The sequence below is a fragment of the Subtercola sp. PAMC28395 genome (assembly GCF_018889995.1).
Taxonomy (GTDB): domain Bacteria; phylum Actinomycetota; class Actinomycetes; order Actinomycetales; family Microbacteriaceae; genus Subtercola.
The window spans coordinates 966,134-980,423 of sequence record NZ_CP076547.1; the positions used below are offsets into that span (position 1 = coordinate 966,134).

Consider the following 14,290-nt stretch of genomic DNA (forward strand, 5'->3'; position numbering starts at 1 on the left):
GAAGACATGCACCTCGGACTCATCGGGCTTGGAAAAATGGGCAACAACATGCGCGAAAGACTGCGCGAAGCCCAGATCGAGGTCGTCGGTTACGACAGCAATCCTGCTGTGAGTGACGTCGCAGATCTGGCCGCCCTGGCCGCTGCTCTTCCGACTCCGAGAATCGTGTGGGTCATGGTTCCCGCCGGAGCCATCACCGATTCGGTCATCTCCGACCTCGCTGGTGTACTCGAGGCGGGTGACCTGGTGATCGACGGCGGGAACTCGCGGTTCACCGAAGACTTCAAACACGCTGAGCAGCTCGCTCAGACAGGCATCAACTTTGTCGATGCGGGCGTCTCGGGTGGTGTCTGGGGGCTGAAGAACGGCTATGGGCTCATGGTAGGCGGCGACAAGGCCGACGTCGATCGTGCAATGCCGATCTTCGATGCGCTTCGGCCAGATGGGCCACGTGCAGAGGGCTTCGTGCATGTCGGTGAAGTCGGCGCCGGGCATTACGCCAAGATGGTGCACAACGGCATCGAATACGCATTGATGCAGGCATATGCAGAGGGTTATGAACTCCTCGACACCAAGAAGGACATCATCAAAGATGTCACAGGCACATTCAAGGCCTGGCAGCGAGGCACTGTCGTGCGATCGTGGCTCCTCGAGCTTCTGGTGCTCGCTCTCGAAGAAGACCCTGAATTCGTCGACATCGAGGGGTATGTGGAGGACTCCGGCGAAGGTCGGTGGACAATTGAGGAAGCAATCGCGAATGCGGTTCCGGTCCCGACGATCAGCGCTTCGATCTTCGCCCGTTTCGTCTCACGCCAGGAAGACTCTCCAGCCATGAAGGCTGTCGCGGCGCTCCGCAACCAGTTCGGTGGTCACGCGGTGAAGAAGGCCGACTGACCACCGCTTGCTGAGCGAAAAAGAGTGTTAGTCCGTCACCTGAGCCTCACCGACTACCGGAACTATTCCCGCGCGGAGGTCACGCTGTTCGGCGGCCCTAACCTGTTCGTGGGCCGTAATGGGCAAGGCAAGACGAATCTGGTCGAGGCGCTGGGATATCTGAGCACGCTCGGCTCGCACCGGGTGTCGAACGACCAGGCACTCATCAAGAGCTCGGCCCAGGCGGCGATCATCCGTGCACGCCTGCAGCACGAGGAGCGCGAACTGCTCGTCGAACTGCAGTTGAACAGAAGTGAGCCCAATCGAGCCCAGGTCAATCGCAGTGTGGTCAAGGTGCGCGAGATACCGAGGTATTTCTCGAGCGTGTTGTTCGCTCCGGAAGACCTGGCGCTCGTGAGGGGAGACCCGTCGGTGCGGCGCCGGTTCCTCGACCAACTGCTGGTGGCGAGAACGCCCAGGCTTGCAGGAGTGACGGCAGACTACGACCGGGTGCTGCGTCAACGAAACACTCTGCTGAAGTCAGCCAGAAATGCGGGAGTACGCGGGTCGGGGCTCTCGACGCTCGAGATCTGGGATGATCGGCTGGTCGTTCTGGGTTCGGAGATCATCACCGAGCGAGCCGCTTTGGTGGCTGAGCTCCGCCCACTTGTCGATGCGGCCTACCGGGCCGTGGCAGGAGCGGACCACGCTCCACGCCTGACGAACCGACTGAGCATCATGCCCGGCATGAATACAGACGACGACCCGCAGGACTCGGGTTCTGTCGACCCTGTTGCACTCTCTTCCGGCGCTGGCAACGGAATGCCCGAGACGAGGGCGGGGGTCGAAGAAGTCTTTCGGGCCTCCCTCGCTGGGGCTCGCAAACAGGAGATCGACCGGGGAATCACTCTTGTGGGCCCGCATCGGGATGACGTGGTCTTCGAGTTGAATTCCCTGCCGGCAAAGGGATATGCAAGTCACGGTGAATCCTGGTCCTTCGCCCTCGGCCTGAAGGTCGCATCGGCAGAGCTGATGCGCGCCGACTCCCGGACGGGCGACCCCGTGGTGATTCTCGACGACGTGTTCGCTGAACTTGACCAGTCGCGGCGGGGCCGCCTCGCGGCGGCGGTCGGGGGTTTCGAGCAGGTCCTCATCACAGCGGCAGTATTGGAGGATGTTCCTGTCGAGCTCGCTGCTCACACGGTTCATATCGACGCAGGCGCGATCATCGATCAGAATGCCGATGCCGACGGCCCACCGGGTGAAGGCGGAGGGACAAATGACTGACGACAATTCGCTGGCGGTCCCGGCTCAGAACGGAACGCCATCGGAGGTTCATCCTGGAGAAGAACCACAGCTCGGCGAATCCGCGTCGGTCTACACGAGGTTCAAGACAATGTTCGGCGACGCCCGCCTGATCGGCCGGTCGAAGACGAAGCTCCGGCGGATTCCGAGTGGCGAATCGGTTCCCTATGGCACCGGAAGGGACCCCCGGGGCATCAGCTCGGTGCTCGACGGACTCACGAGTGAGCTGGGGTGGAGCGGTTCACTTGCGAAGTCAGATCTGATGCTGGCGTGGAAGGAGATTGCCGGCGCCGAAACTGCCGAACACAGTCATCCGGCAGATATCACCGACTCTGTTCTTTCTGTGCAGTGTGATTCGACCGCGTGGGCAACGCAGCTGAGACATATGCGAACGATGATCCTTACACGCATCGCTGTCGAGTACCCCGATGCCGGAATCGAGTCAGTGCGCTTTCTTGCCCCTGACGCTCCATCATGGAAAAGAGGTTCCAGATCAATTCCAGGGCGGGGCCCTCGCGATACCTACGGCTGACAAGGCAAAACTGGTCACCCCGCCAAAATAAACGCCCCAGATCGCCAGCAAAGCTCGTGCCGCGAGCATAGTTTGGTAGAATGAAGGGTCGCCCTTTCTTGCTTTGGAGCCCTTATATCCATGACATCCCCACTTGATCAGTCGGACTCCGAAACCGAGTACGGCGCAGACGCCATCCAGATTCTCGAAGGTCTTGAGGCGGTCCGCAAACGTCCGGGAATGTACATCGGGTCAACCGGTCCGCGTGGACTTCACCACCTCGTCTACGAGGTCGTCGACAACTCGGTCGACGAGGCTCTCGCCGGTTACTGCGACACCATCCTGGTCACCATGCGTAAAGACGGCGGCATCCGTGTCGTCGACAACGGCCGGGGAATTCCCGTCGATCTGAACAAGCAGGAGAACAAGTCGACGGTCGAAGTCGTCTTGACGATCCTGCATGCCGGTGGCAAGTTCGGCGGAGGCGGCTACTCCGTTTCGGGCGGCCTGCACGGTGTCGGCATCTCCGTCGTCAACGCACTGTCGGCCGAACTCGACGTCGAAGTTCGTCGCCAGGGCCATGTCTGGCGCCAGAGCTACAAACACGGCATTCCCCAGGCACCGCTTTCACAAGACGAGGTCTCGACAGAGACGGGCACGACGACAACATTCTGGCCGAGCACGGAGACCTTCGAGACAGTCGAATTCGACTATGAGACGCTGCGTGCGCGTTTTCAGCAGATGGCTTTCCTCAACAAGGGTCTGCGAATAACTCTGACCGATGAGCGCGGTGAAGAAGACGTCGTCGTCAGCTATCTCTATGAACAGGGCCTTGTCGACTACGTCGAATACTTGAACCGCGCGAAGAAGAACGAACTCGTCCACGATGAAGTCATCTCGTTCGAGAGCGAAGACACCGATCGCAAGATCTCGCTCGAGGTCGCCATGCAGTGGACCAACGGGTACACCGAGAGCGTGCACACGTACGCCAACACGATCAACACGCATGAGGGCGGCACGCACGAAGAGGGGTTCCGGGCGGCTCTCACCACGCTTGTGAACAAGTACGCCCGCGAGAAGAGCATCCTGAAAGAGAAAGACGAGAACCTCACCGGCGACGATGTTCGCGAAGGCCTCACCGCCGTGATCTCGGTGAAGCTCGCCGAGCCGCAGTTCGAAGGCCAGACGAAGACCAAGCTCGGCAACACCGAGGCTAAGGCCTTCGTGCAACGTGTCGCCGGCAAGGAACTCGCTGACTGGTTCGACCGCAAGCCGACCGAGGCTCGTGAGATCATCCGTAAGGCGATCCAGGCTTCGCAGGCACGAATGGCCGCCCGGAAGGCCCGTGAGCAGACGAGACGTAAAGGTCTGCTCGAAGGTGGCGGCATGCCCGGCAAGCTGAAGGACTGCTCGAGCCGCGATCCTGCGAAATCCGAGATCTTCATCGTCGAGGGTGACTCGGCCGGCGGGTCTGCCATCCAGGGTCGCAACCCGGAGACGCAGGCCATCCTCCCTCTGCGTGGGAAGATCCTGAACGTCGAGAAGGCACGCCTCGATCGCGCACTCGGCAACAACGAGGTCCAGGCGATGATCACGGCGTTCGGCGCGGGCATCGGCGAGGACTTCAACCCCGACAAGGCCAGATATCACAAGATCGTGCTCATGGCCGATGCCGACGTCGACGGGCAGCACATCACAACCCTGTTGCTGACCTTGGTCTTCCGGTACATGCGCCCACTGATCGAATTGGGCTACGTGTACCTGGCCATGCCGCCGCTGTATCGCCTCAAGTGGTCGAACGCTCCCCACGAGTACGTCTATTCCGATGCGGAGCGTGACGCACTCCTCGAGCACGGTGCGGCCGCCGGAAAGCGTATCCCGAAGGAGAACGCCATCCAGCGCTACAAGGGTCTCGGTGAGATGGACTACCGAGAGCTGTGGGACACCACGATGGACCCCGACACCCGCACTCTCCGCCAGATAACCCTCGATGATGCGGCAGCGGCAGACGAGATCTTCTCGACGCTCATGGGTGAAGACGTTGAGTCCAGGCGCAACTTCATCCAGAAGAACGCGAAAGACGTTCGGTTCCTCGACATCTAGCACCCGTTCGGTTTGTGATGCGCCGCGAACGTGCGGCTACCCAGACAGAGCACGTCCACAAGACAGATAGAGAATCATGACTGACGAAACACCAACAGGCGACTCCATTGCCCCGGACTCCCGAGGCATGATGACCGACCGTATCGAGCAGGTCGACCTGCAGCTCGAGATGCAGCGTTCGTATCTCGACTATGCGATGAGTGTCATCGTCGGTCGAGCGCTTCCCGATGTCAGAGACGGCCTGAAGCCTGTCCACCGCAGGGTGATCTACGCGATGTACGACGGTGGTTACCGGCCTGACCGGGCCTTCTCCAAGTCAGCGCGTGTCGTCGGCGAGGTCATGGGCCAGTTCCACCCGCACGGTGACTCATCCATCTACGACGCGCTCGTGCGCCTCATCCAGCCGTGGAGCCTCCGGTACCCGCTCGCCCTCGGCCAGGGTAACTTCGGGTCCGCGGGCAATGACGGTGCTGCGGCCCCCCGCTACACCGAGACCAAGATGGCTCCCCTCGCGCTCGAGATGGTCAGGGACATCCAGGAAGAGACCGTCGACTTCCAGGACAACTATGATGGGCGCACTCTCGAACCGGTTGTGCTCCCAAGCCGCTTCCCGAACCTCCTTGTCAACGGTTCCGTTGGCATCGCGGTCGGCATGGCCACGAACATCCCACCCCACAACCTGCGCGAAGTGTCATCGGGCGCGATCTGGTACCTCGAGCATCCTGACGCCACCCGTGAAGAGCTTCAGGACGCCCTGATCGAACGGATCAAGGGGCCCGATTTTCCCACCGGCGCCCAGATTCTCGGTACGAAGGGCATTCACGATGCGTACCGCACGGGGCGGGGCTCGATCACCATGCGCGCCGTTGTCAGTGTTGAGGAGCTGCAGGGTCGCAACTGCCTGGTCGTCACTGAGCTGCCGTACCAGGTGAATCCCGACAACCTCGCGATCAAGATCGCGGACCTCGTGAAAGACGGGAAGATCGGCGGTATCGCCGACATCCGCGATGAGACGTCGGGTCGAACAGGCCAGCGTCTGGTCATCGTGCTCAAGCGAGATGCGGTTGCGAAGGTCGTGCTGAACAACCTCTACAAGCACACCTCGCTGCAGGAGAACTTCGGCGCGAACATGCTGGCAATCGTCGACGGTATTCCCCGAACGCTGCCGATCGATGGGTTCATCACCGAGTGGGTCGCCCACCAGATCGACGTCATCGTGCGCCGCACCCAGTTCCGTCTTCGCCGCGCAGAAGAGCGTATGCACATTCTGCGTGGGTACCTCAAGGCTCTGGATGCCCTTGACGACGTCATCGCGCTCATCAGGCGTTCGGCGACTGTCGAAGACGCCCGTCTCGGCCTCATGAGCCTGCTCGAGATCGACGAGATCCAGGCTGATGCGATTCTCACGATGCAGTTGCGACGCCTGGCCGCTCTCGAACGACAGAAGATCGCCGATGAAGCCGCCGAGCTGCAGGTCGAGATCGATGGGTACCATGTGATTCTTGCGAGCCCTGAGCGCCAGCGCGAGATCATCATCAGCGAACTGACCGAGATCGCTGCGAAGTTCGGTGACGATCGCCGCACGGAGATCATGTTCGGCTTCGACGGTGACATGAACATGGAAGACCTCATCCCCGAAGAGGAGATGGTCGTCACCGTGACTCGTGGTGGCTACATCAAGCGAACTCGAAGCGACAACTACCGGAGCCAGCATCGTGGTGGCAAGGGAGTCAAGGGCGCCCAGTTGCGAGCAGACGACGTCGTGGAGCACTTCTTCGTCACGACCACCCATCACTGGTTGCTCTTCTTCACGAACATGGGCCGGGTGTACCGCGCGAAGACCTACGAACTGCAGGAAGCAGGGCGCGATGCGAAGGGTCAGCATGTCGCAAACCTTCTCGCCCTTGGTCCGGATGAGCAGATCGCCCAGGTGCTCGACATTCGGGACTACAAAGCCGCAACCTATCTGGTTCTGGCGACCAGGGAGGGCCTGCTGAAGAAGACCGCCCTCAGTGAATACGACACCAACCGCTCAGGCGGCATCATCGCCATCAACCTCCGTGAAGGGGACGAACTCGTTTCGGCTCTGCTCGTGGAAGAGGATTCCGACGTGCTCCTCGTCTCGAAGAAGGGCATGTCTATCCGCTTCACGGCGTCGAATGAGTCCCTTCGCCCCATGGGCAGATCGACCGCTGGTGTCATCGGCATGAAATTCCGTGACGAGGACTACCTTCTCGATGCGTCAGTGGTAACTGAAGACGGATTCGTGTTCGTCGTCACCGAAGGTGGCTTTGCCAAGCGCACCTCGGTGGACCAGTACAGGTTGCAGGGTCGCGGTGGGCTCGGAATCAAGGTAGCCAAGCTGCAGGATGCCCGTGGCGACCTGGCCGGATCGCTCATCGTCGACGAGGACGACGAGGTCTTGGTGGTTCTTGCCAGCGGCAAGGTGGTACGCTCTGCCGTGGCTGAAGTGCCCGCCAAGGGCCGTGACACCATGGGCGTCGTATTCGCTCGTTTTGCCGATGAGGACCGCATCATCGCGTTGGCAAAGAACACGGAACGTGCTGTGGTCATTGAAGAGTCGGCAACCGTCGATACCGTGACAAGCGGAGCTGATACCGCAGCCCCAGTCGTGAGTGACTCCCCTGAAACCCCGAGCGAGACCGAAGAAGAGGATCGAGTAATCGATGAGTAACGTAGCCGAGAAGCTCGCCAAGAAGTCATCACGGCCCGCACAGACCAAGCAGGTTCGGCTTCGGCTGGTCTACGTCGACTTCTGGTCGATTTTGAAGCTCTCATTTCTCTGGTCGATCATTCTCGGTATCGTCACCGTGGTGGCGACATTCCTGATCTGGTCGCTCCTCAACCAGACGGGTGTTTTCAACTCGATCAACAGTGTGCTGACGGAGATTGCCGGCAGTGGCAACTTCAACCTGAATGACTTCGCCTCTCTCGGCCAGGTCATGGGTTTCGCAATCATCGTCGCCATTCTCGACGTGATCGTCATCACCGCCCTGGGTGCAATCGCTGCTGTTCTCTACAACCTGACAGTGAAGATCACTGGCGGAGTCATGCTCGGTTTCACGAACAAGTAGGTAATGGGTAAGATAGAGAAGTTGCGTCGGGTTCCGACAAAACAGCCCTAATGGGGGTATAGCTCAGTTGGTTAGAGCGCTTCACTGATAATGAAGAGGTCCCAGGTTCAAATCCCGGTACCCCCACACAAAACCCTCACGGGGCCTTAGCTCAATTGGTAGAGCGCCTGCTTTGCAAGCAGGAGGTCAGGAGTTCGATTCTCCTAGGCTCCACGAAAAAAGACCGGCCTTGTGCCGGTCTTTTTTTGTGGAGCCCAGGAGGTGGTGTTGACTTCTGGCTTCGCCCGTCCCTGCCGGGCGAACGCGAAGAAAACCGATCGAGCGCGGTCGCTCGATTTTCTTCATCTCAGTCCCGTGTGGATCGGCGGTTTGGCTTCGCCCGTCCCTGCCGGGCGAACGCGTATGAAGCTCTGTGGGAGGGTTTCGTTTGGCTTCGCCCGTCCCCGCGCTGGAGGGCATGAAAAAACCCGGCGGCGCCAAGCGCGGCCGGGTTTCTTCTGAGAGAGAGTCAGGCGGTGGGAGGAGTGTCGAGCTCGTCTTCGCTGATCCACAACTCGTCGTCGGCGCGGAAGGTCTGCCACACCGCGTAACCGATGCCGACTGCGGCGACAACGCCAGCGGCAATAGCGAAGTAGGCGCCGATGTGAGCCGCCTTCTTCGCGGCTGGCGGCTGGGTTCGGGCCAGAACGCTCTTCACAGTGGGATTCTCCGAGACGCCGATCGCTGCAGCTGCTGAACCCAGTGCACCACCGATGGCGGGGAGATAGTCACTCGCGAAGCGGGCGCGGGCCTGTTCGCCGGCCACCTTTGCGGCTGCGACATTGCGGGCGAGCACGGTGGCGCCCTGGCTGGTCGCGGTGCGGACGCGGGGAACCACTTCTTCTTTCGTGAGTTCGCCGAGCTGAAGCTTTGCCTCGTGGGCCACGTGGTTGGCGCGGTCGAGGATCGACTGCTGGTCAAGCCACAGTTCTTCAGCGCTGCTGCGCAGACGCTTCAATGCCTTCCGGCGCTTACGGGTGAGACTCATCAGAAACCTCCATCGGCTGACAACGCGGATCACCCTTATCTTGCCACGCAAATGGTCGCGGCCCCACATTGGTAGCTGACCATCGGCTTTCTTTACGCTGACCCTTGACTGTGCGGCGGAAGGGGTGTGACAGAATTGTTCCATGCCCAAGCACACCCATGTCGCAACATTCCACACGAACCTCGGTGACGTCACCGTCAACCTGTATGGCAACCACGCTCCCCAGACCGTCAAGAACTTCGTCGGCCTGGCCACCGGTGAGCGCGAGTGGACAGACCCGAAGACGGGTGCGGCCACGAACGCGAAGCTGTACGACGGCAGTATCTTTCACCGCATCATCCCGGGATTCATGATCCAGGGGGGCGACCCCTTGGGCAACGGCACCGGTGGTCCGGGTTATCGGTTCAACGACGAGATCAACCCTGAGCTCGGTTTCAGCGAGCCCTACGTACTGGCCATGGCGAATGCCGGCGTTCAGGGCGGCCAGGGAACCAACGGCTCGCAGTTCTTCATCACCGTCGGGCCGGCAACGTGGTTGCACGGTAAGCACACCATCTTCGGTGAGGTTGCCGACGATTCCTCCCGCCGTATCGTCGACAAGCTCGCGGCTGTCGCCACGGATTCCTACGACCGACCTCTTGATGCTGTTGTCATCGAGAGTGTTGAGGTCTCAGAGGTCTAATTGTCATCCAGCCCGGAGACGGCGACGAACTTCTGTTACCGCCACCCCGATCGGCAGAGTTACATCCTCTGCCAGCGCTGTGGCAACACAGTGTGCCCAGAGTGCCAAGTGCAGGCTGCGGTCGGTGTGCACTGCGTCGACTGTGCACGAGCGGCGAGTTCAGGGCCTGAATACAAGAGACGTCCGGCGTTCGTCAGGGCGGCCAGGGCGACGACCAGGGGTTCATCTGCTCCCGTCGTGACGTATGGCATCATCGCCGCAACCGTCTTTGTCTTCATTCTTCAACTGGTGCCGGCGCTCGGCGTGACCGAAGCACTTCAATTCGCTGGTGTCTACGTGCAGAACACCGGCTATTTCCCTGTCGAGCCCTGGCGAATGCTGACGTACGCATTCGTCCACAACCCGTTCAGCATTTCGTCGCCCCTCAGCATTCTGCACATCGCCTTCAACATGTACTCGTTGTACATCTTCGGACGGGTGCTGGAGCCGATGATCGGTCGCTGGCGCTTCCTGGTGCTCTATCTGCTCTCGGCCATCGGTGGTGCGGTGGCGATTGATCTGCTGACCCCGGGCACCAGCGCAGTGATCGGGGCGTCAGGAGCGATCTTCGGTCTGATGGCCGCGACGTTTGTGATCGTCCGTAAGCTTGGCGGCAACATGTCGCAACTGGTTGTGTTGGTCATCCTGAACCTGGCCATCGGGTTCCTCGTGCCGGGGATCTCGTGGCAGGCCCATGTGGGTGGGCTGGTCGTTGGAGCCCTGGTGGGAATGATCTTCATCGAGACGCGTCAGCGCAGGCAGCAGTGGCTGCAGGTTGGTCTCACGGCCGCACTCTTCGTTCTACTCATCGCTGTGACGGTGGTCCGCGCATTCGTTTGAGGCACTCTCCTCAAAGTTATGCACAGGTTTACTCACATTGGGGATAATTACATTGGTGTAATTGTTGTGCGAATGCCGCGCGTGGGCTACGAAGCTGGGCCAGACCTCAGCGCCAGCGTGTTGTCATCAAGAAGCCCACAAAGGCGATGCCGAATCCGATGAGGATGTTCCAGCTCTGCAGATCGGGAATGGGCAGCGTGCCCTGGCTGACGTAGAAGACGATGATCCACGCGAGCCCAACCAACATGAAGCCGAACATGACTGGCTTGAACCACACCGGGTTGGGCGCGGCATTGTCGTCAGAGGTCTTCTGCGCTACTTGCTGGGCTGGTCGTGTCTTCTCGCGTGCCATGCCGACGATTCTAGCCGGGAATGCTGTTGACTCGCTCAAATGCTCACTTGATAGCCTGTTAGTCATTCAGCGATACCCCACCTTCCGCTCATAGTATGGACGACGTGCCAGAGAAAAACTCATCTTCACACCGGCTCCCCTCGCGCCATTCAGGATCACGGCGCTCAGGTGGGTCGGTCGTGCGCGCAGTAGTGGGTGTGGCGGGCGAGGTGTTGATCACCGCGGGCGTGCTCGTGTTCCTCTTTCTCGGCTGGCAACTGTGGATTCAAGGAATTGCGCTGAATGCGGCACAGTCCAACGACGCATCCGGGCTCTCACAGCAGTGGAGTGCGCCGACTGCGGGCCCCACAGAGGCAGTGCCGACCACGTCACCGTCGTCTGGGGCAGTACCGGGGGCGTCAGCCGCGGACGCGCCCCCGGTGATGGCGGCCCCGGCAGAGACCAAACAGTTCGCCGTCCTGTACGTGCCGCGATTCGGGGCGGACTACAAACGGACTGTGGCTGAAGGCGTAGACGCTCGTACGGTCCTCAATGCAGGGGGTGCCGGTCACTACGAGCAGAGCCAGATGCCAGGGGCTGTGGGCAACTTCGCGATCGCAGCCCATCGGGATGGCTGGGGCAGCCCGTTCATCAAGATCAATGAACTCCAGCTCGGTGACGCCATCTATGTCGAAACTCAGGACGGCTGGTACACCTACCGATTTCGTGATCTTGAATATGTGACACCAGAGGAGGTCGGGGTGCTGTCTCCCGTGCCGCAGGTGACGTCGGTGGCGGCCACAGACCGCATCATCACTCTCACGAGTTGCAACCCGTTGTACATCGCGTCGGAGCGAATCATCGCCTACGGAGTTCTCGAGTCGTTCACGCCCCGCAACGCTGGGGCCCCGGCAGAAATCGCCGGACTCACCGGAAAGGGTGCGTGAGATGTACGCCGCACTGTGGAGACTCCTGCCGGGCCCGGTCTGGCTGCGGATTCTTCTCCTTCTCATTCTCTTGATCGTGATTCTGGCGGCGCTGTTCTTCGGGATCTTTCCGTGGGTCGACGTCATGTTGACCCCCGGGCAACCCGTTACGGTTAACCAATGACCCATGTGCTCGTCATCGACAACTACGACAGCTTCGTCTACACGCTGAATGGCTACCTGCATCAGCTCGGGGCCGAAACCACCGTCGTACGCAATGACTCATTCGCGCCCGAAGACGTCGCGACGGTACTGGCTGACTATGACGCCGTTCTCATCTCACCGGGGCCCGGTAAACCGTCAGATGCAGGGGTCTCAATAGCGGTAGTGCGGGCGGCGCTCGAAACCCGGACACCACTTCTCGGCGTCTGCCTGGGGCACCAGGCGATCGCCGAGGCAATGGGCGCGACCGTCACGAACGCCGAAGAGCTGATGCACGGCAAGACATCGATCATCGTTCATGATGAGAGTTCGTTCTACGACGGTGTCGAGCAGAACTTCACCGCGACGCGATATCACTCACTCGCAGTCGTCGACGGAACGGTTCCCGACACACTCGTCATCACCTCACGAACAGAGGGTGGAGTGATCATGGGTCTTCGTCACAGCATCGCACCCATCTACGGCGTGCAGTTCCACCCCGAATCGGTTCTCACCGAGGGTGGGTACCAGATGCTCGCGAATTGGCTTGTGACCGCTGGCCTGGAGTCTGCCAAGGCCGCGGCTGAGCCATTGAGCCCTTTGATGCACAGCCCAGCCTGAGCCGGTTCGCGTCAGCCTGAGCAGTACTTGAGTGTGATCTCGGACGCCTGTGGCGCGTCACCCGCCGCAATCGACTGAGTCGTCACAGGATGCCCGGCGACACTCTTACACGTGGTGTCGAGTTCGGTCTTCACCGTCAGCCCCAATCCCGTGAGCGTAGCGGTCGCCTGGTCGAGGGGCTGATTCTCCACGCCGGGTACCGTGACCAGACCATTGGAGACCAGAAAGTTCACAGTGTCTCCGACAAAGCTCTGGGATCCAGCCGCAGGATCTGTGCTGATGATCGTGTTAGCCGGAACGGTTGCCGAGTTCTGCTTGTTGGTGAGGCCGATCTGGAGCCCGAGCGCTGTGAGCTTCGCTGAAGCGTCTGGTACCGACGAACCGGCTACATTCGGAACGGAGACGGCCTGTCTTCCTGCGGAGACGTAGATGCTGATGAGAGTCTTCGGTTGCACCACGGTACCTGAAGGCGGATCTGTTCTGATCACCTGGCCTGACGGCACGGTTGGCGAGTTCTCATCGAACCGCTGGGTGACCAGATCGAGTTGCTGCAGGGTCGCATTCGCGCCGTCATAGGTCTGGCCTGTGACGATGGGGATGATTCGCGACGAGTCAGGGACGATGGTGGTTTCGCGAAGCGTGAAGACCCAGAAGAGAATCGCGATGAGAATCACGGCAACGCTGGCTATCCCCGCCCAGATCCAGATGACCGGAGGGCGCGACTGCGTGCGAACGGCGTACTCGTCATCGCCGGCGAGTTGCGTCAGCGCGGAGTCAGAGCCAGAGGTCAGTGTGGGCGGAGCGCCGAACAGCGATGCCTGAAAATCCTCTGCCGGCAGTCGCTTCGAGGGGATCTTGCCGGCGCCCGCGATCTGGAGGTCGACCTTGAAGTCCGCTGCACTCTGGAAGCGGGCGAACCTATCTTTTGCGAGGGCGTGGGCGACGACCTGGTCGAGCGCCGGCGAAACCTTTGGATTGATCGAGCTTGGAGCGACTGGTGCCTCACTCACGTGTTGGTACGCAACCGCAACGGGAGTCTCGCCGCGGAAGGGTGCCCTGCCAGTGAGCAGTTCGAAGAGTACGATGCCGGTCGAGTAGAGGTCAGTTCGGGCATCCACCGACTCGCCGCGCGCTTGCTCTGGAGAGAAGTACTGGGCGGTTCCGAGAATTGCTGTCGTCTGGGCAACTGTCGCTGACGAATCGGAGATGGCACGGGCGATACCGAAATCCATCACCTTCACCTGGCCGGAGTTCGTGAGCATGATGTTGCCGGGCTTGATGTCGCGGTGCACGACTCCTGCCCGGTGGGAGTACTCGAGGGCAGTGAGGATTCCGTCGGTGATCCGCACAGCTTCAGCGGGGTCTACAGGCCCCTGCCTGATCAAGTCCTTCAACAGGATGCCCTGGACGTGCTCCATCACGATGAAGGGAACGATGGCCTCAGCCCCGCCCGGTTCCCTGACGCGCTCCTCACCGGCATCGAAGACCCGGACGATCGTCGGGTGGGCCATTCGAGAGGCGGCTTGGGCCTCTTGGCGGAAGCGGGTGCGGAAGATCGGATCCCCGGCGAGCGAGGACTTCAGGAGCTTGATAGCGACCTGTCTGCCGAGTCGCTCATCACGCCCGACATACACGTTCGACATTCCGCCGCGACCGATGATGTCACCGATGCGGTACCGCCCAGCGAGGAGGCGATTGTCATCGGTCACGGTGCAGCTCTCCATGGTCGGCTGGCC

At 60.7% G+C, this 14,290-nt stretch carries 14 protein-coding genes and 2 tRNA genes; 13 read left to right on the top strand and 3 right to left on the bottom strand.

The genetic code is table 11. The features are described 5' to 3' along the window. Nucleotides 1-6 precede the first annotated feature (6 nt). The 8 genes from gnd (at nt 7) to KPL76_RS04650 (ending at nt 8,100) form a co-directional block, all read left to right on the top strand. The gene (gene gnd, locus KPL76_RS04615) at nt 7-894 is read left to right on the top strand and encodes a phosphogluconate dehydrogenase (NAD(+)-dependent, decarboxylating) (RefSeq protein ID WP_216335322.1); all 888 of its coding nucleotides are present in this window, start codon (nt 7-9) and stop codon (nt 892-894) included. Nucleotides 895-918: 24 nt separating this feature from the next. Further along, nucleotides 919-2,160 (top strand): DNA replication/repair protein RecF, encoded by a 1,242-nt coding sequence (gene recF, locus KPL76_RS04620; protein ID WP_216335323.1) that lies wholly within the window; start codon nt 919-921, stop codon nt 2,158-2,160. Further along, the gene (locus KPL76_RS04625; RefSeq protein ID WP_216335324.1) at nt 2,153-2,710 is read left to right on the top strand and encodes a DUF721 domain-containing protein; all 558 of its coding nucleotides are present in this window, start codon (nt 2,153-2,155) and stop codon (nt 2,708-2,710) included. The genes recF and KPL76_RS04625 overlap by 8 nt, the downstream gene beginning before the upstream one ends. Nucleotides 2,711-2,830: 120 nt before the next feature. Further along, nucleotides 2,831-4,792 carry a DNA topoisomerase (ATP-hydrolyzing) subunit B gene (gene gyrB, locus KPL76_RS04630; protein WP_216335325.1) on the top strand — a complete coding sequence of 654 codons (1,962 nt, stop codon included), beginning with the start codon at nt 2,831-2,833 and terminating at the stop codon, nt 4,790-4,792. Nucleotides 4,793-4,919: 127 nt separating this feature from the next. After that, nucleotides 4,920-7,487: a DNA gyrase subunit A gene (gene gyrA / locus KPL76_RS04635; protein WP_253202297.1), complete on the top strand. Its 2,568-nt coding sequence runs from the start codon at nt 4,920-4,922 to the stop codon at nt 7,485-7,487. Then, nucleotides 7,480-7,887 (top strand): DUF3566 domain-containing protein, encoded by a 408-nt coding sequence (locus KPL76_RS04640; RefSeq protein ID WP_205106132.1) that lies wholly within the window; start codon nt 7,480-7,482, stop codon nt 7,885-7,887. The genes gyrA and KPL76_RS04640 overlap by 8 nt, the downstream gene beginning before the upstream one ends. A 52-nt stretch (nt 7,888-7,939) precedes the next feature. Further along, a tRNA-Ile gene (locus tag KPL76_RS04645) sits at nt 7,940-8,013 on the top strand. A 14-nt stretch (nt 8,014-8,027) separates the two neighbouring features. Beyond that, nucleotides 8,028-8,100: transfer RNA gene (locus KPL76_RS04650), tRNA-Ala, on the top strand. A gap of 295 nt (nt 8,101-8,395) precedes the next feature. Here KPL76_RS04650 and KPL76_RS04655 read toward each other — a convergent pair. Further along, nucleotides 8,396-8,914: a hypothetical protein gene (locus tag KPL76_RS04655; RefSeq protein ID WP_216335327.1), complete on the bottom strand. Its 519-nt coding sequence runs from the start codon at nt 8,912-8,914 to the stop codon at nt 8,396-8,398. Nucleotides 8,915-9,056: 142 nt separating this feature from the next. Between KPL76_RS04655 and KPL76_RS04660 the strand changes: the two genes are divergently transcribed. Together KPL76_RS04660 and KPL76_RS04665 are read left to right on the top strand one after the other, a co-directional pair. Next, nucleotides 9,057-9,596, top strand: a complete 540-nt coding sequence (locus KPL76_RS04660; RefSeq protein ID WP_205111420.1) for a peptidylprolyl isomerase — start codon at nt 9,057-9,059, stop codon at nt 9,594-9,596. A gap of 237 nt (nt 9,597-9,833) precedes the next feature. Next, a complete protein-coding gene (locus KPL76_RS04665) occupies nt 9,834-10,475 on the top strand; it encodes a rhomboid family intramembrane serine protease (protein ID WP_371733936.1) in 642 nt (213 codons plus the stop codon). A gap of 106 nt (nt 10,476-10,581) precedes the next feature. Here the strand turns inward: KPL76_RS04665 and KPL76_RS04670 are convergent, their stop codons facing one another. After that, nucleotides 10,582-10,827: a cell division protein CrgA gene (locus KPL76_RS04670; RefSeq protein WP_216335329.1), complete on the bottom strand. Its 246-nt coding sequence runs from the start codon at nt 10,825-10,827 to the stop codon at nt 10,582-10,584. Nucleotides 10,828-11,006: 179 nt separating this feature from the next. Between KPL76_RS04670 and KPL76_RS04675 the strand changes: the two genes are divergently transcribed. The 3 genes from KPL76_RS04675 to KPL76_RS04685 are packed head-to-tail and all read left to right on the top strand — an operon-like array spanning nt 11,007 to nt 12,554. Then, the gene (locus tag KPL76_RS04675; RefSeq protein WP_253202176.1) at nt 11,007-11,753 is read left to right on the top strand and encodes a class E sortase; all 747 of its coding nucleotides are present in this window, start codon (nt 11,007-11,009) and stop codon (nt 11,751-11,753) included. Between the two features lies 1 nt (nt 11,754). Further along, nucleotides 11,755-11,916, top strand: a complete 162-nt coding sequence (locus KPL76_RS04680) for a hypothetical protein (protein ID WP_216335331.1) — start codon at nt 11,755-11,757, stop codon at nt 11,914-11,916. Then, complete coding sequence (locus tag KPL76_RS04685; protein ID WP_216335332.1) at nt 11,913-12,554, top strand: aminodeoxychorismate/anthranilate synthase component II; 642 nt, start codon at nt 11,913-11,915, stop codon at nt 12,552-12,554. Before KPL76_RS04680 ends, KPL76_RS04685 begins: the two co-directional genes overlap by 4 nt. Before the next feature lie 11 nt (nt 12,555-12,565). Here the strand turns inward: KPL76_RS04685 and pknB are convergent, their stop codons facing one another. Then, complete coding sequence (gene pknB, locus KPL76_RS04690) at nt 12,566-14,263, bottom strand: Stk1 family PASTA domain-containing Ser/Thr kinase (RefSeq protein WP_371733937.1); 1,698 nt, start codon at nt 14,261-14,263, stop codon at nt 12,566-12,568. Nucleotides 14,264-14,290: the final 27 nt, after the last annotated feature.